This window comes from Geoanaerobacter pelophilus, from assembly GCF_018476885.1.
GTDB classification, from domain to species: Bacteria; Desulfobacterota; Desulfuromonadia; order Geobacterales; family DSM-12255; genus Geoanaerobacter; species Geoanaerobacter pelophilus.
This window is the reverse complement of sequence record NZ_JAHCVJ010000013.1, coordinates 24,254-44,443: the sequence shown is the minus strand read 5'-3', so window position 1 is coordinate 44,443 and position 20,190 is coordinate 24,254. Positions and strand designations below refer to the sequence as shown.

Below are 20,190 nucleotides of genomic sequence, written 5' to 3'. Positions count from 1 at the left end.
TGCCGTGAGCGGCTTGAGGACAGAGAGTGATCATAGCGTTACAACGTGGGGGCTAGTCATTGCCCTGCTGGTTCTGCTGGCATATTCATCAGTATTTTCTGCGGGGTTTATCTGGGACGATGATGCTTATGTCATCAATAACCTGCATCTGCGCTCATTTGACGGCCTCTTCAGTATCTGGTTGGAGCCGGGGGCCACTCCTCAGTACTATCCGATGGTGTTCACCCTCTTCTGGGCACAGTTCCAGGCCTGGGGGCTGAATCCTCTCGGATACCATCTGGTAAACATCCTGCTGCACATTGCTAATGCCATCCTTCTCTGGTCGTGCCTGCGACGCATCAATATCCAGGCGGCATTCTGGGGGGCGGCGGTCTTTGCCTTGCACCCGGTTCATCTGGAGTCTGTTGCCTGGATTACCGAGCTGAAAAATGTTCTTTCGCTGTTTTTTTATCTGCTCTCACTGCTTGCTTACCTCCGCTATGTCGATCCAGAACAAGGCTCGCAATCTGGATTGCCGCGCCGGATTTATTATGCCGGATCTCTGCTCCTCTTTCTGCTTGCTCTTTTCAGCAAAACCGTGAGCGGGTCTCTGCCTGCCGCAATCCTGTTGCTTCACTGGTGGCAGACCGGTCAGGTCAGCCGCCGGAAGTTGCTGGAGATGCTGCCGTTTTTCTCCCTTGCGCTGATCCTCGGCTTGCTGACAGCCAAGCTGGAGGTGACTCATGTGCTGGCCAGGGGCGCCGAGTGGGACTTCTCACTTGTCGATCGCTTCCTGATTGCCGGTCGGGCCGTCTGGTTCTATGCCTGCAAACTGCTGTGGCCTTATCCACTGATCTTCAACTATCCAAGGTGGGTGATTGACTCCGGTGACTGGTGGCAGTATTTATTCCCGCTGGCTTTGCTCTTGCTGCTGGCGGCTCTCTGGTTTATGCGCTTGAGAATCGGGCGGGGACCGCTGGCGGCAACACTCTTTTTTGTCGGAACTCTTTTCCCTGCGCTCGGTTTTTTCAATGTTTACCCCATGCGGTTTTCGTTTGTTGCCGATCATTTCCAGTATATTGCGAGTATCGGCGTGATTGTGCTGTTCTGTGCTGGAGCCGACCGGCTACAGCAAAAGCTTCCCACCTATGTCGTTACCGTTTTTTTATGGTCGGTTGTCTTGGCCTGTACCATACTGACCTGGTATCAGGGGCGGATATACCAGAACAACTTGACGCTGTTCAGCGACACTATCGATAAAAATCCCGCCAGCTGGTTCAGTTATGCTAATCGGGGAACCTATTATGCAAACAATGGCAGGGAAGACCTGGCACTGGTTGATCTTGAGAAGGCCCTTGCACTCAACCCTGATGAGGCAGATGCCATGCACATGCGGGGGGTCATATCATTGAAGCAAAAAAACACGGACAGGGCTTTTGCCGACTTTGACCGGTCAATTGTCCTGAGACCCTGGCGCACCGATTATTACAAGAACAGGAGTGTTGCCTACCGATATACAGGGCAACTGGACAACGCACTCATCGACGCGGATAAAGTGATTGAACTCGAACCGGACAATGCTGCCAACTACCAGTTTCGCGCTTCGATTCAGATGCTGGGTGAAGCATATCCTGCGGCATTGGAAGATCTGAACAAGGCGATTGCTCTTGACCCTGAAGAGGCCGATTCATGGGCAAATCGCGGTCTGATCTTTTTTCGGCAGGGACGCCACAACGAGGCGCTTGCCGATTTAAACAAGGCCCTCGCTTTGCGGCCTGACTTGGCTGCAGCCTTGTTCAATAGAGGACTGGTTTTTGCCGCTATGGGAAATGCCGACAATGCCTCAGCTGATTTAACCAAAGCGAAGCTGCTCGGGTATCCTGTTGATGAGAAAGAGATCAAGCGGATTCTTGCGTCAGTGGTCAAGGTAAAGGGGAAGCCGTCACTGCAATAATCTCTACTGGCATATTACAGGAACGGAGAATCCGCTGTGCAAAGTGTAATGAGTAATAAAAACAATGAGATGACGAGATGGCACTGGGCTCTCTTTGTCGTGTTACAGATATTTAGCCTGTATCAACTGCTGAATCACGTCTTGTGGCGTGATGAACTGCAGATCTGGTCGCTTGTTCGCGAAAGCAGTACCATCCCGGAGCTGTTTCACAACATGCGCTATGACGGTTTCCCGCCGCTCTGGTACCTGTCGCTTTGGGTCATCTCATTGTTTACTGCAGCCCCACTGGCAATGCAGCTCTTTCAATTCGCCTGTTCTCTTGCAGCGCAACTCCTTGTCGTGAGCCGCGCCCCTTTTTCCGGGAACATGAAGCTGGCCATTGTTGCCGGATATTATATCTCATTCGAATACTGCATTATCAGCAGGGCCTATGTGCTGGGCGTGCTCCTCATCTTCCTTTACTGTGCGTATCAATCATGGTTGACAACCCGTCCCGCCATCCGCGCCTTGATGTTGGGGTTGCTGGCAAACACCTCGGTGTATGGGGCGATTCTTTCGCTGGCATTCATGGCTGATGAAATATTGATGCTGGCCAAGAACTGGTGGGCAGCCAGGTCTGATTGCCGATACAAAGGCAGCCTTGTTGGATTCATGGTGATTTATGGCGTGTTATTGGCTGGTTCTGTTGCCTCCATGCTGCCGCCTGCTGACGGAAACTTCTCTGGAAGTTGGCGGCTGCATCCTGATCTGAATGAACTGGTCTACCAGTTTTGCCGGAACCTCATTTTCATGGTGCCAGTGCCCATCGCGAAACCGACATTCTGGAATTCCCTGGTCCTGATGGACTCCGACGGCTTCCAGAGGTGGATGATCATCCCGAGTTCCCTAATGGTCAGCGCTGCTGTATGGCTGGCATTACGCTCTGCCCCGCGCTATTTGAGACTGTTTGCCTTTGGTTTTGTCGGGATCTGGATCTTTACTGTGATAAAGTATTACGGGTTTGTCAGGCACATCGGTGCTGAAATGATCCTTTTTCTTGCCTGTATCTGGCTTGCTACCAATAATCGGGCTGCAGAGGACGTTGTTTCATGGTGGTCCCGGAGCGCGGTCTGGTTGATTCTGGCAGCGAATGTCCTTGCCTGGGGCATGGCGTCCTATTATCACGCAACATATGATTTTTCCGGATCGCGTGAAATGGCCCGGATCATACAGAGTTCAGGTTTTGGTGAAAAGCCGATTGTTGCCGATGCCGATGGTGCCGCATCGGCTGTGGCAGGCTATCTCAATCGGCCGCTTTATTATGCCGCCAATCGTAAACAGCAAACCTACATCAGATGGAATACCGAGCGCACTGGCGGCGGTCCGGAAGATGCACTCAATTTTGCCGGTGAATTGTCTGCCGGCAATAACCGCGGAGTATTGCTGCTCCTGAACTATCCTTTGGAGCAAGGGCCTGCAAGGTTGCTGGCCCGTACTCGCGATGCCGTTGTTGAAGACGAAGTGTTTTATCTTTACGAGTACATCAGATAACTACCGTCCTATAAGGGGCTATCAAGGACTTTAATGAAAATTCTGCTGCTCAACCCGATCAACCGGACATATGTAGTGATGCCCAGCCTTGGGTTAGGTTATCTTGCTGCAATCCTGCAGGAAGAGGGTCATGAAGTTTCGGTTCTGAATACGGCAAAAGAGCGGATGACTTTCGATGGTTTTTCCGCTCTGGTGATTGCGGAGCAGTACGATATCATCGGGTTTCAGCTGTTCACCTATGATCTCAATCCGGTTAAACGCCACCTGGATATTATCAAGCGCCTATCGGGCAACACCATAACTGTTGCCGGAGGACCACATCCTTCCGGTGACCCGGAAGGGACCCTGGTTTACCTTGATCAACTGGACTTTGCTTTCCAGGGGGAAGCCGAAACTGGCCTGCCCCTGCTGCTGGACAAACTTTCCGGGGGCAGCGTCGATCTCACCGCGATTCCTGGTCTGGTCTGGCGCGACAGTGGCGCTGTCAGGAAAAATCCGCCCATATTTATCGAAGATCTGAATACCCTGCCAATGCCTGCCTGGGACCTGCTCTGCCCGGAAAGTTTTCCTGAGGCTCCGCACGGCGCTTTTACCAGAGCGTTTCCAACAGCGCCGATAGTCATCACCCGCGGTTGCTCCAGCAGGTGTACTTTTTGCGCCGGCAGCTGCATCAATGGCAAGCGCATTCGGCGACGCTCCATGGACAATGTCATGGCAGAGTTACATCATCTTGCCGGGCGGGGGATACGCGAGTTCCACATTGAAGATGAAAATTTCACGGCCTCGCCGGAGTATGTGCTGGCGTTCTGCGGTCGCCTGAAGGCTGAGGGGTTCGGCATGAGCTGGAGCCTACCCTCAGGGGTCCGCCTGGATACATTGACCCGCGATGTGGTGGTTGCCTTGGCCGATGCCGGCTGCTATTCCCTGGCCGTAGGTGTGGAGTTCGGCAGCGACCGGTTGCTGCGCCTGACCGGGAAAGGGGTAACTCTCGAACTTATCCGGGAGCGACTCAAGCTTTTTGCAGGGGTTGGCATCAAGCTGACCGGGTTTTTCATGTTCGGCATCCCGGGGGAGACCTATGAAGAAATGAAGGAAACGGTTAAATTTGCTATGGAACTGCCGATTCACCGGGCTCAGTTCAATATTTTCATGCCGCTTCCGGGAAGTGTCGAATGGGACAAACTTAAAAAAGCCGGTCACCTTGGACATCTGGAATGGGACCATTTTTTTGTTCATGATGTGGCGTATACCGATGGTTCAGTGTTGCCGGCAAAACTGAAACGGCTGCACCGCATGGCGGTTCTCAGATTCTATGGTCGCCCCAAAATCCTGTTGGGCGTGGTGGCGGAAATACGTTCGCCGAGGCATTTTTTCTATCTGTTGAAGCGCTTCGCTGATACCCTTTTGTAAGAGCGGGTGAATGTTTTTGAAGACTCTCAAAAACGCTAATGGCAGAGAATTGCTGCGGCGGCACTGGGCCTTGGTCATAGTGCTGGGGCTGACCTTTGTCGTGTACGGCAGAATCCTTGATCATCAGTTCATAAATACCTGGGACGATAACCTGTACGTTTCTGCCAATCCTGACGTGCATGGTTTTTCCTGGGACAACCTGCGAGCGGTATTTAGCAGCTACTATGCGGGCAATTATGCGCCGGTACAGATGCTTTCGTACATGCTGGATTACGAGTTCTGGAGGCTGAAGCCCGGCGGCTATCTTTTTACCAACATTCTGCTCCATTCCGGCAACGGTATTCTTGTGTATTGGCTGCTCCTGAGGCTTCATGGGAGCCGTTTGCTTGCCACTTATGCTGCCGCCATCTTTCTGTTGCACCCGGTGCAGGTTGAGTCTGTCGCATGGATATCCCAGAGGAAAAACCTGCTGGCAATGCTGTTCTTCCTGATCGCCTGGCTTACATACTGCCGGTATCGTGAAGGCTCTTCGGCCAGAGGCGGTTGGTGGTACGCCGCCTCGCTTGTCTCCTCAATTTTGGCACTTCTCACCAAATCGGTAACGGTGATTTTGCCGGCAGTGCTGATCGGCTACGATTGGTTTTACCCGGCAAAACAGCGCAGGTTAAGACTGTCTGACAAGCTGCCCTATCTGCTTGCCGCCGGCGGTGTTGCTGCGTTGGCCATGCACAGCCAGCTCCCTGAGGACGCCGGCTGGGGAGGTGTTGGTGGAGGGCGCAAGGCTGACTATCATGGCGGCTCGCCACTGGCTACCTTTTATTCAATGTTGCCGGTTTTCTGCCGCTACCTGAGAATGCTGGTATTTCCTGCCGATCTGAGCGCCCAATACCGGCCTGATATCTACCTGCAACCTCAGCTGCCCGTGCTGATCTCCTGTGCCGTTCTTGCGACAGTGACAGCCCTTTCGCTAATGCTTTACCGACATGACCGCCGGCTTGGTTTGTGGCCGCTACTCTTCTTTTTGGGGCTGCTTCCGGTAGCTCAGATCGTACCGCTCGTTACCATGATGAATGACAGGTATCTCTACTTTCCGATGCTTGGTGTTGCTGTCGTCGCTGGAGTGGCGGCCGACAGTATCCGTAACCGGTTCCCGGCACTGTCACCCGGAGTACTTGGTGTCTTGCTGGCCATTCCTGTTATCTTGTTGTCTGCAGCCTCTTTTCAAAGAAGTGCGGTCTGGGCAAACTCCATAGTCTTGTGGCGCGATGCGGTGAGCAAGGTACCTCACGAGGACAACTGGAAGAAACTGGGGGACGCCTATTACTTTTCCGACAAAAATATGAAGGAAATGGCGATGCAGGCGTATCTGCGGGCCCTGGAAAAGAATCCTTATTTAATCGAGGCACTGTACAGTGTGGGAGCCCTCAGTAATGAAGCCGGAGATTACGCAACAGCCTACGATGCCCTGACGAGACTGCTGGCAGTCAATGCGAATCACGTCATGGGGAGGGCTGCGCTCGGCTACACACAGCAGAAGCTTGGCGAAGTTGCGGCAGCTGAAAAGTCCTACCGCATGGCTCTTGCCCTGCAACCGGAATCAGTACAGATCTTGACATTATTGGGGGACCTGGCGCTTGGCCAGGGTGAGTTTGACAAGGCCAGAGAATTCTACGGCAAGCTGGAAAGCAAGGGAGGGGGCGCCCCGGACAGTGCGTTTCTTCTGGCATGTACCGAGTTGCGTTCCGGGCGAAGAGATGAGGCCTATGCCTGGCTGGAAAAATCTCTGCGCCGGGGTTTTCGCAATTATTCCGGCGTTTGCAATATCAGAGAGTTTTCTCGGGCAGGCGTCGATCCACGTTTTGCTGCTTTGCTGGAGAAATATTCACGGCGCTGACTGATGACGCGTCAACCATGCGGTATGGATAGAAACATCTGATGAATACACTGCACAAGCATGAAATAGTTGCTGAAAACCGCTGGCTGTTGCCATTCTGGGGAGTCGTTTATCTGCTGTTGGTCGGTGCGATCCAGTGGCATATCCCGTCGCCCATGGATGGAGATACCTCGTATCATGCCGCTGTCGGGCAACTCATCCGCGACCATGGCATACTGCAGGCTTTTCCATGGACACCGTTCAGCTGGCTTGCCGACAATTATGCCGATAAGGAGCTGCTCTTCCACCTGCTGTTTGTGCCTCTTATCGATTTCGGCTGGATCCGGGCAGCACAGATCATTGATACTGTCTGCGGAGCAGCCATTCTGCTGACGATCTGTCTGGTTCTGCGCCGGGAGGGGGTAAAATATCCCTGGCTATGGGCGCTGATTCCACTGGCGGCATCACATACCTTTGTCTACAGGTTTTCCATCGTCCGGCCCCACCTGCTGTCCATCATCCTCGCCATTCTGGTCCTCTGGGCGGCAACCGGAGGTAAGACAAAACTCCTTGCTGCAGTCTCAGCCATCTATCCATGGGCCTATGTGGCCTGGCTCATGCCGGTTGTTCTTGTCGTTATTGCCGAAACAGCACGGTATCTGTCCGGCCGGGGCATAAGAATCAAACCGATGCTGGTTGCTCTCGGAGGCATGGCGACCGGTCTGGCACTGCATCCGAATTCGGTCAATCTGGTTCGTCTTGCCTGGATTCAGATTGTCGACGTGCTCTTCAGGACTGCCTGGGGGGCCAAGGAGGGGTTTGATCTCGGTCTTGAGTTCCTCCCCGAAACCATTGAGGGGTGGACCAAAGGGTTGCTGGTTTGCGTCATTATGCTCATCGCGGCCCTGGTTCTTGCCTGGCGGGAGCGAAGGGAAGGGGAACTGCCGCTGGCATTTGCGCTTGCGGCGCTGGGGTTTGCTCTGATGACGGCGAAGTCCTGCCGCTTTCTGGAGTACTTTGTCCCTTTTTCCGTTGCCGCTCTGGCGCTGGCATCGAGGTCGGTACGGTGGCGCTTTTTCCCCCACATATTGTTGCTGGTGTCACTGATTTATACTTTTAGTTTGAATTACCGCTTTCTCCGTTCTTTCGGGGATTCCCCGGATTGCCTGCCGCAAAGCGTTGTCAAGTTTCTCCAGGAGAAGATTCCTCCTGGGTCTCAGGTGTTTACTGCAGATTGGGCTTCAACCGGGGGGCTGATGCTGGCACTCCCCAACCGCCGCTTTATTGTTGGCCTGGATCCGACTTTTTTTTACATGAAAGACCCTGACCTTTACCGGCTCTGGTATGGGGTGTCCCATGATGCCCCGCCTGATACGATAGACCAGATTCGTAAGAAATTTTCCGCTCGATTTGTGGTATGTTTCTATCCCATCAAGGTAATCTCTCAGGAATGGACTCCCTTCTTTGAACGGCTTGCTTCGGATCCACGGGTAAAGACCTATATAGTTGAAGACTTTTGGATTCTTTTTGACCTCGGTCCCTAAGGCCGCGTTGGCGGAGTACCGGCCTGTTCCCTTGACAGAGGCCGGCGCATTATAGAAATCGCAGCATTACTAATGGTGGGAGTGGCAGAGGTTGCAACTGAAGCGTAAACATCTTCTCATGGTTGCCGGCGTGGCTTGGCTTGTCACCTTGGCCGTTTATCTGCGTGCCCTGTCTTGCGATTTTATCAATTTCGATGATCCGCAATATGTCATTGAAAACACTGGGATCAGGAGTCTGGGGCTGGACTTCTGGTACTGGTCATTTTGCACAATCCCCTTGAATTATTGGACTCCCCTGCTCTGGATCTCATTTGCCATTGATTATCGCCTGTGGGGGCTGGACCCATTCGGTTACCACCTGACCAACATCCTGCTCCATGCGCTCAATGCTGCGCTTTTTGTGCTGTTAGCGGATCATGTTTATGGCCAGAGCCCCGGCATGGCAAAAACGCGCCATGAAAAACGCCTGTATCTCGGGATCGTTCTGGTTGCCGGGCTCCTGTTCGCTTTGCATCCTGCCCGCGTGGAATCGGTCGCATGGGTGACGGAGCGCAAGGATGTCCTGAATGGCGCATTCACCCTCGGGTTTCTTATCTGCTATCTGCGGTATCTGCAGAAAAAGAGTGATGATCTCAATGGGCGTGGCAAGTGGCGGGAATATGTCCTGTCTCTGTTGTTATTCGTTTTTTCCATGCTGATCAAACCTTCAAGTTTTCTGATCCCGATAGCACTCCTGTTTCTGGACTGGTATCCCCTGCGCCGTTTCGACCGCGATAAGTTCAGCACCTTGCTCCTGGAGAAGATACCGTTCATGCTCTTGGGGGCGATTATTGTTGCAATCAGCATCATCTTCAGAATGAAACAGGGCGGATTCAACTCCCTTTCTGATTTCCCGATGGCGGTAAGAACGGTGGCTGCAGGCAATTCCCTCGTCGAGTATTTCCGGTTGATGCTGTTCCCGGTCAACATCCTGCCGTATTACATTCTCCCGCGGGCCGTGCCGGTCTACTATATATACAAGGCACTAGCCGCATTCTGCTTTATCTTCGGCATCATACTTTTCCGGAAGAGATTTCCTGCATTAACCGTATCCGTTCTGTTCTTTGTGGTAACCATTCTGCCTTCGCTCCATTTCCTAACCGATGGCTACCAGACTGTGCTTTCTCCCCGTTACACCTACCTTCCGTCCATTCTTGCCTGTATCGTTGCTGCACCGGCGCTGGTGTTTGCCTGCCGGAAGATTGCACCGGCAGCGGGCAGGTATCAGCTATCTGTGTCTGTCGGCCTTGTTGCGGCACTGTTGACTTTTTACGCGGCAACTACCGTGATTTTGATCGCTGACTGGAAAAATTCAGGGGTCATGTGGTCAAAGGTGATAGCGACCAAGCCGTTTGACAAGGCGTATTATTACCGGGGGCTTTATCTGGCTGAAAAAGGGGAGTATCGCGCAGCGATCAAAGATTACTCAACCTGTATTGAACTGGCCACCAGATTTACCCTGCCCGATATTCACAACGTCTATGCTTTTCGCGGCGATGCGCTGGCTAAAGCAGGTGATTTCCAGGCGGCGGTGGATGATTTTACCACGGCCATTTCCCTTTATCCTCACCCGCTGTATTATTATCATCGCGGAGAGCTTTTGCGAACAATGGGCAGGGTTAGCGAGGCGAATGCTGATCTGGCTGCAGCCGGCCAAGCTACCGGCAGTTTGATTTGGCTGCAGTAGGAAGCCTCAGGATTGTAATCCAAACAGGGCAGGGAGTTGCATGGCAAAAGTACTTATCATAAAACTGGGATATTCGGAGACTATTGATCCGGGTATCGGCAAGGTATCGAGCTTGGGGGATGTCCTGCGGACCACGGTTATCCTCTACCCGTTTGCTTCAGACCAGATCACCTGGCTGGTTGATGAAGCGGCATATCCTCTGCTCGAAGGCAATCCCTTAATTCAACGGATTCTTACGTATGACCTGACCTCAGTGCTACAGTTGCAGCGGGAACGATTTGATACAGTCATCAATCTGGAGAAGGTGCCGGGAATATGTGCTCTGGCCGACTCCATCTCTGCCTGGCGGCGATACGGCTTCCGTTTCGACGAACTGCATGGCGTCGCAGAAGCATATGACGGGTGCGAAAAGGTCTTTACCTTGAGCAAGGGGGGAGATCTTAAAAGGACGTATCAAGGGAGCTGGCAGGAGTCTCTCCTGCAGATTGTCGGCGCCCGGTGGGAGGGCCAGGAGTACCTGCTGGGATACCAACCGAAGACCACGGAAGAGTTTGATGTGGGACTCAACTGGGCTGTGGGCCCCAAGTGGCCCAACAAGGCATGGCCCGATGGCAGGTGGGCCGAGCTGAAGGAACTGCTCAGCGGTCGCTTTACCTATTCGCAGCAGCAAGGGATGGACAACCTCTACGCCTACATGGACTGGATCAACTCCTGCCGGCTTCTGGTGACCAATGACAGCCTTGGCCTGCATATCGCACTCGCTTTGAAAAAGAAGGTGGTCGTGCTGTATGGGCCGACCAATCCCAATGAAACGTATTTTTACGGCAGAGGAGAAATCCTCTACCCGACCGCGGAGCTCCCCTGCATCCCATGCCTTGACCTGCGCTGCAGCCGGGAGAGCCGGTGCATGGAGTTCATCGCAGCCTCGTCCGTCATGGCGGCCATCGAACGTTTGACAGGGGCAATTCCGTGAGCCGACAGCGATCGTCCGGCCTAGTGGGGCAGCGGTGGGCGTCGTGATGAGTCTGAAGAAGCATCCTGCGATGGGGGTGGCGTGTGCCGCCGTTATTATAACCCTGCTGGTCTACCTGCGGGCGCTCTCCTGCGATTTTGTCAACTGGGATGATCCTGACTATGTGCTCAACAACGAGTTGATCAGGAGCCTCAATTGGCAGTTCCTGGTGACTATTTTTACCTCCATTCCCTATGACTTCTATATTCCCCTGACGACCCTCTCCCTGGCCATTGACTATCATTTCTGGGGGATGAATCCCCTGGGCTATCACCTGACCAACATCCTCTTCCACGGGGCTAATGCCGGCCTGCTGGTGCTGCTGGCAGCGAGACTGCTGGCCTTTACCCCCTTCAGCGAGTCTGTGCCGGTTCGCAGCAAGCTGTACACTGCTACGCTGCTTCTGGCCGGGCTCCTCTTTGCCCTCCACCCCTTGCGGGTTGAGTCTGTTGCCTGGGTGACGGAGCGCAAGGATGTGTTGAACGGTTTCTTCGTCCTGCTGGCGCTCCTCAGTTACGCCGGATACAGCCGCAAGCGACTGGCCGGTGAGGGCTTCTGGTGCCGGGAATATGTCCTGACTTTTGTTTTTTTTGCCTGCTCCCTGATGGCAAAGCCGTCGAGCATTGTTGTGCCCCTGCTGCTGCTCCTTCTGGACCGTTACCCGCTGGGGAGAATGACGCGGACCGCGCTGCCGGCCCTGCTGCTGGAGAAAGTCCCGTTCTTCCTCTGCGCTGCTGCCACCGTTCCGGCGACCATGGTCAGGTTTGCCGAGCTGGATACCTTCCATTCCCCTGGCTTCTTTCCTCTATGGATCCGGGTGATAGTTACCGGCAACGCCTTGTTCGAATATTTCCGCCTGACCTTTTTCCCCGTGGGGATTCTCCCCTACTATGACCTGCCCCTGGCCATCCCCCGGATCTTCATTGTCAAGACAGCGGCAGTGCTCCTCTTTCTGGCCGGGGCAACTTACTGGGGCCGGCGGCAGCGATGGGTACCCCTTGCCCTCTGGTCGTTCATTATCTCCCTGGTTCCGGTCCTGCCGTTTCTTGGGAACGGCGCGTCAATCGCCTTGGCGGCCCGCTATACCTATCTCCCCTCCCTGATCCCCGCCATTCTCATCGCCGGCCAATTTGCCACATATGTGGCAAAGGCCTGGGCCGATGGGCGGCAGCTTGCCGCCAGGCTGGTCTGCGGCGGGACGCTTCTGGTCCTCCTGGCCTATGGCGGGGTGACACTGCAGCTCATCGGGGTCTGGCAGAATGCGGGTGCCATGTGGTCCCGGGTCATTGCCTCCCACCCCTTCGACCGGGCCTATTTCTACCGTGGCCTGTTTCATGTGGAGACGGGTGATTATGCCGCAGCGGTGGCAGATTACACCGCCTGCCTTGACCTGTTCGCTCAGGAGAGCCGACCGGAGGTCTACAATCTGTATGCCTTCCGTGGAGAGGCCCTGGCGCTGGCGGGGCGTTATGGCGAGGCGGTGGCAGACTTCGACCGGGCCATTGCCCTGTTTCCCCATCGGCTCTACTATTACCAGCGGGGAATGGCTCTGCGGAAGCTGGGACGGCTCACGGAAGCTGAACGCGATCTGCAGCGGGCCGGACGAGCCTCAGGGCAGATGACCTGGTTCCCCGCGGGGACTCCTCTTGAGTGAGGTGCTCGGGATGGTAAAGAAAAGGGGTCTGTTGACCCTGCTGCTATTTTGTGTGTCGCTCTGCCTCAGCCTTGGGGCGGGTGAGCTGCTGCTGCGGAAACTGATGAAGTCCGGGCTTGATGTCTGGGATGAGCGCAACCTGATGTACCGCCACGATCCTCTGCTCGGCTGGTTCCCGCAGCCGAACAGCTCCTTTACCGGCAAGGGGGACCGGGTTAGCCACAACAGCCGGGGCTTCCGGGACATCGAGCATAATGTCGATACCCGTCGCGGAATCATGGTGCTCGGCGACTCCTTTGTCTGGGGGTACGAGGTTGACCAAGAGGCGCGTTTTACGGACCGGTTACGGGAGATGTTCCGCGACGTCCCGGTTTACAACCTGGGGGTTAGCGGGTACGGCACCGACCAGGAGTATCTGCTCCTGCAGCGGGAGTTCGACTTCTATCATCCGGCCATCGTCTTTCTGGAGTTTACCACTGATAACGACATGGATGACAATGGCACGGACATGCGCTATGGCACCTATTTCAAGCCGTACTTCCGGACAGAGGGGGGAGGGCTGAAACTTTGCGGTGTGCCGGTCCCGCGCGGTTTCAATTACTTTGTCTCAGGCGGCAGCCTGCTTGCCCGTTCCTACCTTGTCCGGCTGGCGGTCAAGGCGTACTACCAGCATCGATACCCTCCGCCAGCTGATTTTGCCGATCCTACGGAAGCTATCATCAGGGCTATGAACAATTACGCGCGTTCCAAGGGGGCGGTCCTGCTGGTCGGCCTGCAGCAGCGATCCGCTGCTCTGGAGCGATTTCTCGATGCCGAACGGATTCCCCGCCTGGATTTGACTGTTGATCAGGTCTTCGACGATCCGGGTCGGCACTGGACACCGGCTGGGCACCGGCTTGTCGCCGAGAAAATCCATGAGTTCATTGTCCGGGGCGGGTATCTGCAGGGGGCAGCCGGTACGGCGCAGCGTTAACCCTGGCTGGTCAGGGGTTAACTTTCTGGTGTGGCGCGTGTGGGGCAAACGGGCGGAAGGTGACACCGGTGGCAACCAGTGGCGAAAAATCCGGTGGCGGTGCCGGCGTCAGCAGGCTGACCAGGCTGTCGCTGCGCAGTCTGGAAGAGTGGCCCAATGCTTCCAGCAAGCGCAGGCCGTTCAGCAGCACCGGTGCCGCAATCGGGATGAAGACATGGCTTCTGCCGGCCAGCCGGTCAATGATCTCCCTGATGCTCAGGGGCTTTGCCGCAGCCGCAGCTATCGGCCCTTCCGGCAAAGCAGACTGCGTTGTCAGCAGATAATGGACCAGTCGGCCTAGATCCTCTTGGTGGGTCAGGTAGAGCAACTGGCCGCCATTCCCCGCTACCGGAACTATCTTCTTCCCGGACAAGCGGCGCAAAGCTCCCACCATGCCACCGGGCATAGATCCATAAACCAGCCCCGGCCGGATTATGGCCGCTCCATAAGCCGTTGCCACGGTTTCAATGGCAAGTTTTGTTCTTCCATAGGCTGATCGACAGCCGGCAAAGGCACTCAGGCTAGAAATCAAAACGATTTTCTTGACGCCAGCCTCTTTGGCCGCAGCAAAGAGGCGGCTACTCCCCTCAACATTCACTCGCTGCAAGCTATCCTCGTCAGTTATGGCAAAGTCGTAGGCTGCATGGACCAGTAGGTCAATCCCCTTCAAGGTTTCCGGAGTTACCGGCCCTTCCAGCGAGTACTCCCGCCCGGCGCCGATAACCTCCCTGGCCAGGGGGATGACTTCAAGTCCTTGTTCGCGCAGATAGGCAGCAATAGCCTTGCCTACATAGCCGGTGGCTCCGGTGACGGCGCATCGTTGTTTGCCTCTGCTGGTGCGTGGCGTGGCGGTGTATTCCGAGGCAATCCTGTGGGCATTGGCCATGGCAGTATAAGTTACTGTCGTGGCCGGGATGGAGGGGAGCACCGCTGCGTCCACAACATGAACCTTTGCAAAACCGGCCGGTCGTCCCCAGATATCACTTTCAAACGGTGCCGGGGCATGGCGCATGGGGAGGGAGCCGCCGGAGTGGAATCCTTGTCCTGGTATGCCGATCTTCGGCGCAAAGGGGAGTCCAATGGCGCGGAGTTTTTTCATGACCCCCTTGATTATTCCTCGAATGTGGGCATCGGGCTGACCTGACAGTTCAAGAGAGTCTCTGCGTAGAGTGAGGTGCATGGGAGTGGAGTGGTTGGAGTGGAGATACCCCTGAACAAGCAGCAGCCGTTCAACAATCGGCTCAAGTGGGAGGAACTTTGCCAGGGAACCGAGTGGCTGTTGTAGAGCTTTACGGAACAGATCGTTATAGGTGTAACATTGCAGATGCACCGTATGGGGCGACAGCTCGCTATCGGAAATTTCCAAAAAAACCTGTGCCAGTGAGTGAAGCTCTTCGCTGACAGCCCCTGGAGTCCGTTCTGGCCGCAGCAGTGGAAAGAGAAAGTACTGGCTGTTCAACAGCGGCACGGAATGCTCATATGCTTCCAGGGATTGCAGAATGATCCTCGTTGAGGAAAGAGCTCCAGCCGCAAGGAAGAGGGCATCGGCGTGAAACCTAGCTGTGCCGTCACTGTTTTCAGCTTCGATGATGACCCCTTGGCCGGTCTCTTCAACCCTACGCACAATTGTCGCCGGCAGATAGGAAAAGTTTGGCCGGGAGCAGAGTTCACTAAGAGTCTCGGCTGTATTGTAAATGAGGCCGTAGGGGCATCCGTAAAGGCAGAGGCCGCAAGCGACGCACCCTTTGTTTACCGCTAGCCGGGACCGGCCGAAGGAGAGCCCCGGAACTCCGGCTTTGCGGAGATCCCGGAGCAGTCTGTCCGCCTGTCTTGATACCGGTAGCTCTACTGGGTCAGCATACAGGGGGAAGCTAAGCTCCAGTTCATCTCTGGCCCCTGCCAGGGGCATGAAGTCGTGCAGCGCCCGGTAGTGAGGTTCAAGATCTTTAAGTGACACCGGCCAGTCGGTGATGTCTTCATTGCTGTTGGCAAGAATGGCGCCGCCCCAGAGGTTTGAGAGGCCACCTCGGGCAAAGGAAGGTTGCAGCCCTGCGTTGCGGCGGACCAGGGCGAGCCCTTCTTCGGCGCCGCGATAGGGGAAATACGATCCGAAGGCATACTTCAGCGGGACGCCGTCAGAGGTCGCCTGCATTCTGCCGCGGATCACTTCAAGGTCTTCGGGTCGCCAGAGAGATTTGTCCAGTCCCTTCATCCGCGTGACCACTTCCTGGATGTCAGGCTCAAGGGTCAGGCCGGCATCCAACATCAAAACCTTTTGCCCGGATTTTACCAGGGGGACAGCGGCGGATATCCCTGCCGGGCCTGATCCGACTATGCATATCATGGTGCTGATGCTCTCCGGTGTTCATGAGGGGAGGAGGCGGCGCTTTTGCGACTGTTCTGCAGAAACAGCCCGAGCTGGTAGATAAGCCAGAGCTGTTGGGAGTGGTCACCGCGACGCTTCCGGTGGTCATCAAGCAGGGTCATGATTTTTTTGTGGTCAATGCCGAAATTATGACAGGCTGCGGAAAGCGTACCGGATATGCCAGCGCCCCAGTTCCCGGCGAATTCATCGGCGAGGGGGGGCAGAAACCCCTTTTTCCCGGCCCTGACGATCTCGCCGGGGAGGCAGCTAGAAAGAGATTTTCGCAGCAGATATTTGGTGTTCCCCAGGCGAATCTTGAACTGCGGCGGCAGGGAGAGGGCAAACTCGATCATCCGGCGCTGCAGAAATGGCGCACGGGTTTCCAGGGAATAGTTCATGGCTGCCCGGTCCATCTTCTCCAGGACGCCCGGCAGGAAGAGGCGGAAGTAAGATTTGCACATGACAGTTACCGGGTCTTCGTCTGTCAGGCCGGTGAGTCGATTCGCGACAAAATCTTTGAACAGGGTGGTTCCCGGTTTGTCCAGGAGTTGAGCCGTTTCTTCGGGCGAAAAGACGCAGAGCCAGTGGGCAAAGGCCAGGTGGTCGGGCATGCCGAGTCCGAGAGAAAACCTCCTTATTTTAGTGCCAAGGGGATGGGGGGCACCGGTAACCGGCAGCATCCGTTGCGCAACCTGTGCCGCATTACGGAAAAACCCCGGAAAGCGTTTCAACAGGGGCCAAAAGGGTAGAATGCCAAAAGTTTGGTAGCCTCCGAACAGTTCATCCGCTCCATCGCCGCCGATAGCCACTCGGCTGCTTAAGGCTACCGCTCTGGACAGCTGCAGTGCCGGCAGCATGCCGGGGTCGCCGAACGGTTCATCCGTAATCTTGGCGAGGGTGTCAACCTGCTCGGCAAAGCTGTCGCCGTCAAATGAAAGCAGTTGGTGGCTGAGTCCCAGATGCCCGGCAATGGCGGCGGCAGCCGATGATTCATCATATCCCTTTGCCGAGAAGGAAACGGTAAAGGCGGTGATGCTCTCCATTTCCGGAAGTTTGGCAAGGGCGCAGGCAAGGGAGGCGGAGTCGATGCCGGATGAGAGGAGCAGCGAAACCGGTTCGTCGCTAATCAGGGATTCCGCAAGCGATGAGGAGAGGAGATCGCAGTATCTTTCGAGCAGAGCGCTTTCGTTTGCGTCGTGGGGGGCGGGTGGGATCGTAAGCGGCGACCAGTACTCTCTTATCGTTGTTGTGTTACCGTCATGGACTAGATAGCAGCCGGGATGGAGTTTGCGGGCACTGCGGTAAATGCTGTACGGTGCCGGGATCACCCGAAGGTTGAGGAACAACTCCACCGCGTCCTGGTCAATCTGTCGATCGAACCAGGGCAGAGACGTAAGGGCCTGGAGTGTGGAGGCAAATGCGAAAGCCTTTCCGCTCTCTCCAGTGTAGTAGAGTGGTTTCTGCCCTGCCGGGTCGCGGGCAAGGATTATGCGGCCTTGGGTGGGGTCGGCCACTGCAAAGGCAAACATCCCGTCGATACGCTGCAAAAGGCCTTCTATACCCCAGGCGTGATAACCGTGGAGCAGCACTTCAGTATCGCTGCGGCCGGCAAAAAAATAACCAGCCTTTTCCAGCTCCTTCCGGAGCCTTTGGTGATTGTATATTTCCCCGTTATGCACCAGGGAAACGCCGCTATCCGGTGAGGTCATGGGTTGCGTGCCGCCGGCCCGGTCAATGATGGCCAGCCGGGTGTGGCCAAGGCGGCAGGTGTAAGCACCAGCCAGGACGGTGCTCTCGCCCCTGTCATCAGGACCGCGCAGGCCCTGGAGATCGTTCATCACCGCAATCGATGCATCGGCAGCAGCCGGGTCCTGCGAGAATATGCCGCAGATGCCGCACATTTAAAGTTTTCGCTTGTCAGCCATGCCTGTGGCAGGATGGGCAACAAAAACTGCGGTGGCGACAAGGCCGAGGGCAAAGACCAGCAATGCAGTCATAAAGCTCAATGTCCCGGTAATGCCAAGCCAGAGGGCCAACAGCGGGTGGCCCAGCATGGCTGCTGCAAGGGCAAGAGGGGCGGTGATGATGAGAAGCACGAGCAGAATGAAGCTGATGGGGAGAAACGCCTTGATCGGATTATACTTGAGGATTGCGTGGGTGATGATCTGCAGAGACCGCAGGGTGTCACGATAATAATTGACATGGCTCTTGCCGATGCGATCAACGTAGGATATCGGGACGAACTTGATGGTGTAGCCACACATGAGCATCGCCAGGGTTATGCTGGTGGTGAAGGAGAAGCCGCCACAGAGAGTATCGAAGAATCCAAGGGCTGCATCTCTCGGAAAAATTCTCAGCCCGGAGTTTACATCCGGAATTTTGGTGCCGGTTGTGAATTCAACCAGGAAGCGTTGCAGCCAGCGACCGGCCCTTTTGAAAAGGCCCCCGGAGAAGTGCATGCCGCTTCTTTGGCCGACAACCATATCAAAACTCGACGCATACGAGATAAGCAGCAGCAGATCTTCAGGCGAGTAGCTGCCGTCAGCGTCGATTATGGCCACCGTTTTGTAGCGGGCATTGCTGATGCCGGTCTTCAGGGCGTTGCCATACCCTTGGTTGAGAGGGTGTTCTATGACGCGGCCTCCGGCAGATGCAGCTACTTTAGCCGTGGTATCGGTTGAACAGTCGGAGACGACAATGATCTCCCAGAGAATCGCGCAGCGGGGCAGGATGTTGCGCAAACCGGATACAATGCCTCCAATGGCGGCCTCTTCGTTGTATGCCGGTATTACGATGCTCAGCTCGGCCAGGCGTTTTTCGTTAAGCTCTTCCTTCAAAAAGACCCCTTGTCTGCAAGACAGATCAATATCCAAAGATTATTTTTATACCGTATTTAGCGGTGTAATACAATCCACAGCGTCAAAGGTCCCGGATAATGACATTTCTGTAAACCTTGATAAGAAAAAGTTTTTCAAGGTAATGACCTGGAAACAACAATTGACGTTCAGTTCCTATGGATGATATTTTCACGTAATGAAGCATTCCGATGGAATCAGGCTGGACAGCCACAAACTCATGTTTCATCCTCGCCGGGTGGTGCAATGGCTCGACTCTGAAACAGTATATCCTCTTTACGCGGAGATATCCCCGGCGGGTGCATGCAACCATAGATGTACCTTCTGCGCCAAGGATTATCGAGGCTATCGCCCCCAATTCCTGAAGACCGGCATTCTGCTGGAAAGACTGACCGAACTTGCCGCACTCGGTCTCAAGAGTGTTATGTATGCCGGAGAAGGCGAGCCGCTTCTGCACCGGGACATCGCCGAAATTATCAGTCATACCCGTTCAGTGGGCATTGATGCAGCGCTGACGACTAACGGCGTGCTTCTTGGGCCGGAGCTGGCCGAGGGGATTCTTCCCCATACGAGCTGGATAAAGGTAAGCATTGATGCCGGTTCGCCTGCCGGCTATGCCGCCATTCATCAGACAAATCCGGATGATTTCCATAAGGTGTTTGCCAACATAAAGACTGCTGCACGCCTGATCGAGAAAAACGCCTGGCAGTGCACTCTCGGCACCCAGGCTATTCTTTTGCCGGAAAACGCGGCGGAAATGGAACTGCTTGCGGCACGGGCAAAGGACTCCGGCGCCAGCTATCTGGTCATAAAGCCCTATTCACAACATCATAAAAGCAGCACCTGCCGGTATGCGGATATCGACTACTCTGCCTATCTTGATTTACCGGAGCGCCTCGACCGGTTTAATGACGACGCTTTCAGCGTTATTTTCCGCATGAATACTTTCAGGAAATTGCAGGAGCGTGAGCGGGGCTATGACCGCTGCCTGGCACTCCCTTTCTGGTCTTACATCGATGCCGATGGCGAAGTTTGGGGGTGCAGCTCTTATCTGGGGGACGAGCTCTTTCGTTATGGCAATATCGCTGAGGAACATTTCCAGAACATCTGGAGCAGCGATCGCCGGCGAATCTCTCTTGAGTTCGTAGCGAAAGAGATGGATACTGCCGGCTGTCGCCTGAACTGCAGAATGGATGAAATTAACCGCTATCTGTGGGAGTTGACCCATCCGTCAGGTCATGTCAATTTCATCTGACAAAAGGAATTCAAAGCATTA

The 20,190-nt window shown here is 55.1% G+C and carries 13 protein-coding genes; 10 read left to right on the top strand and 3 right to left on the bottom strand.

Features of this window, described 5'->3' with window-relative positions:
- Positions 1-4: 4 nt before the first annotated feature.
- The 9 genes from KI809_RS19655 (at position 5) to KI809_RS19615 (ending at position 13,655) form a co-directional block, all read left to right on the top strand.
- Complete coding sequence (locus tag KI809_RS19655; RefSeq protein ID WP_214173311.1) at positions 5-1,933, top strand: tetratricopeptide repeat protein; 1,929 nt, start codon at positions 5-7, stop codon at positions 1,931-1,933.
- Between the two features lie 48 nt (positions 1,934-1,981).
- On the top strand, positions 1,982-3,463 hold the full coding sequence (locus KI809_RS19650; protein ID WP_214173310.1) for a hypothetical protein: 1,482 nt from the start codon (positions 1,982-1,984) through the stop codon (positions 3,461-3,463).
- A 33-nt stretch (positions 3,464-3,496) separates the two neighbouring features.
- Entirely contained in the window at positions 3,497-4,873 is a 1,377-nt protein-coding gene (locus tag KI809_RS19645) for a B12-binding domain-containing radical SAM protein (protein WP_214173309.1), read from the top strand.
- A 10-nt stretch (positions 4,874-4,883) separates the two neighbouring features.
- The gene (locus KI809_RS19640) at positions 4,884-6,767 is read left to right on the top strand and encodes a tetratricopeptide repeat protein (RefSeq protein ID WP_214173308.1); all 1,884 of its coding nucleotides are present in this window, start codon (positions 4,884-4,886) and stop codon (positions 6,765-6,767) included.
- 41 nt (positions 6,768-6,808) lie between these two features.
- Positions 6,809-8,290: a hypothetical protein gene (locus KI809_RS19635; RefSeq protein WP_214173307.1), complete on the top strand. Its 1,482-nt coding sequence runs from the start codon at positions 6,809-6,811 to the stop codon at positions 8,288-8,290.
- A 91-nt stretch (positions 8,291-8,381) separates the two neighbouring features.
- Positions 8,382-10,016: a tetratricopeptide repeat protein gene (locus KI809_RS19630; protein ID WP_214173306.1), complete on the top strand. Its 1,635-nt coding sequence runs from the start codon at positions 8,382-8,384 to the stop codon at positions 10,014-10,016.
- A 40-nt stretch (positions 10,017-10,056) separates the two neighbouring features.
- Complete coding sequence (locus tag KI809_RS19625; protein WP_214173305.1) at positions 10,057-10,989, top strand: glycosyltransferase family 9 protein; 933 nt, start codon at positions 10,057-10,059, stop codon at positions 10,987-10,989.
- Positions 10,990-11,035: 46 nt separating this feature from the next.
- Positions 11,036-12,682, top strand: a complete 1,647-nt coding sequence (locus KI809_RS19620) for a tetratricopeptide repeat protein (RefSeq protein ID WP_214173304.1) — start codon at positions 11,036-11,038, stop codon at positions 12,680-12,682.
- Between the two features lie 10 nt (positions 12,683-12,692).
- Positions 12,693-13,655, top strand: a complete 963-nt coding sequence (locus tag KI809_RS19615) for an SGNH/GDSL hydrolase family protein (protein WP_214173303.1) — start codon at positions 12,693-12,695, stop codon at positions 13,653-13,655.
- Between the two features lie 10 nt (positions 13,656-13,665).
- Here KI809_RS19615 and KI809_RS19610 read toward each other — a convergent pair whose 3' ends face one another.
- Genes KI809_RS19610 through KI809_RS19600 form a run of 3 tightly spaced genes read right to left on the bottom strand, consistent with a single transcriptional unit; the run spans position 13,666 to position 18,896 of the window.
- Positions 13,666-16,038, bottom strand: coding sequence for an NAD-dependent epimerase/dehydratase family protein (locus KI809_RS19610; RefSeq protein WP_214173302.1), 2,373 nt, complete (start codon positions 16,036-16,038; stop codon positions 13,666-13,668).
- Positions 16,035-17,960 (bottom strand): asparagine synthase (glutamine-hydrolyzing), encoded by a 1,926-nt coding sequence (gene asnB, locus KI809_RS19605; RefSeq protein ID WP_214173301.1) that lies wholly within the window; start codon positions 17,958-17,960, stop codon positions 16,035-16,037. Before asnB ends, KI809_RS19610 begins: the two co-directional genes overlap by 4 nt.
- Complete coding sequence (locus tag KI809_RS19600) at positions 17,961-18,896, bottom strand: glycosyltransferase family 2 protein (protein WP_214173300.1); 936 nt, start codon at positions 18,894-18,896, stop codon at positions 17,961-17,963. It abuts the gene before it with no gap.
- Between the two features lie 196 nt (positions 18,897-19,092).
- Between KI809_RS19600 and KI809_RS19595 the strand changes: the two genes are divergently transcribed.
- Positions 19,093-20,169: a radical SAM protein gene (locus KI809_RS19595; RefSeq protein WP_214173299.1), complete on the top strand. Its 1,077-nt coding sequence runs from the start codon at positions 19,093-19,095 to the stop codon at positions 20,167-20,169.
- The last annotated feature ends 21 nt before the right edge of the window (positions 20,170-20,190 follow it).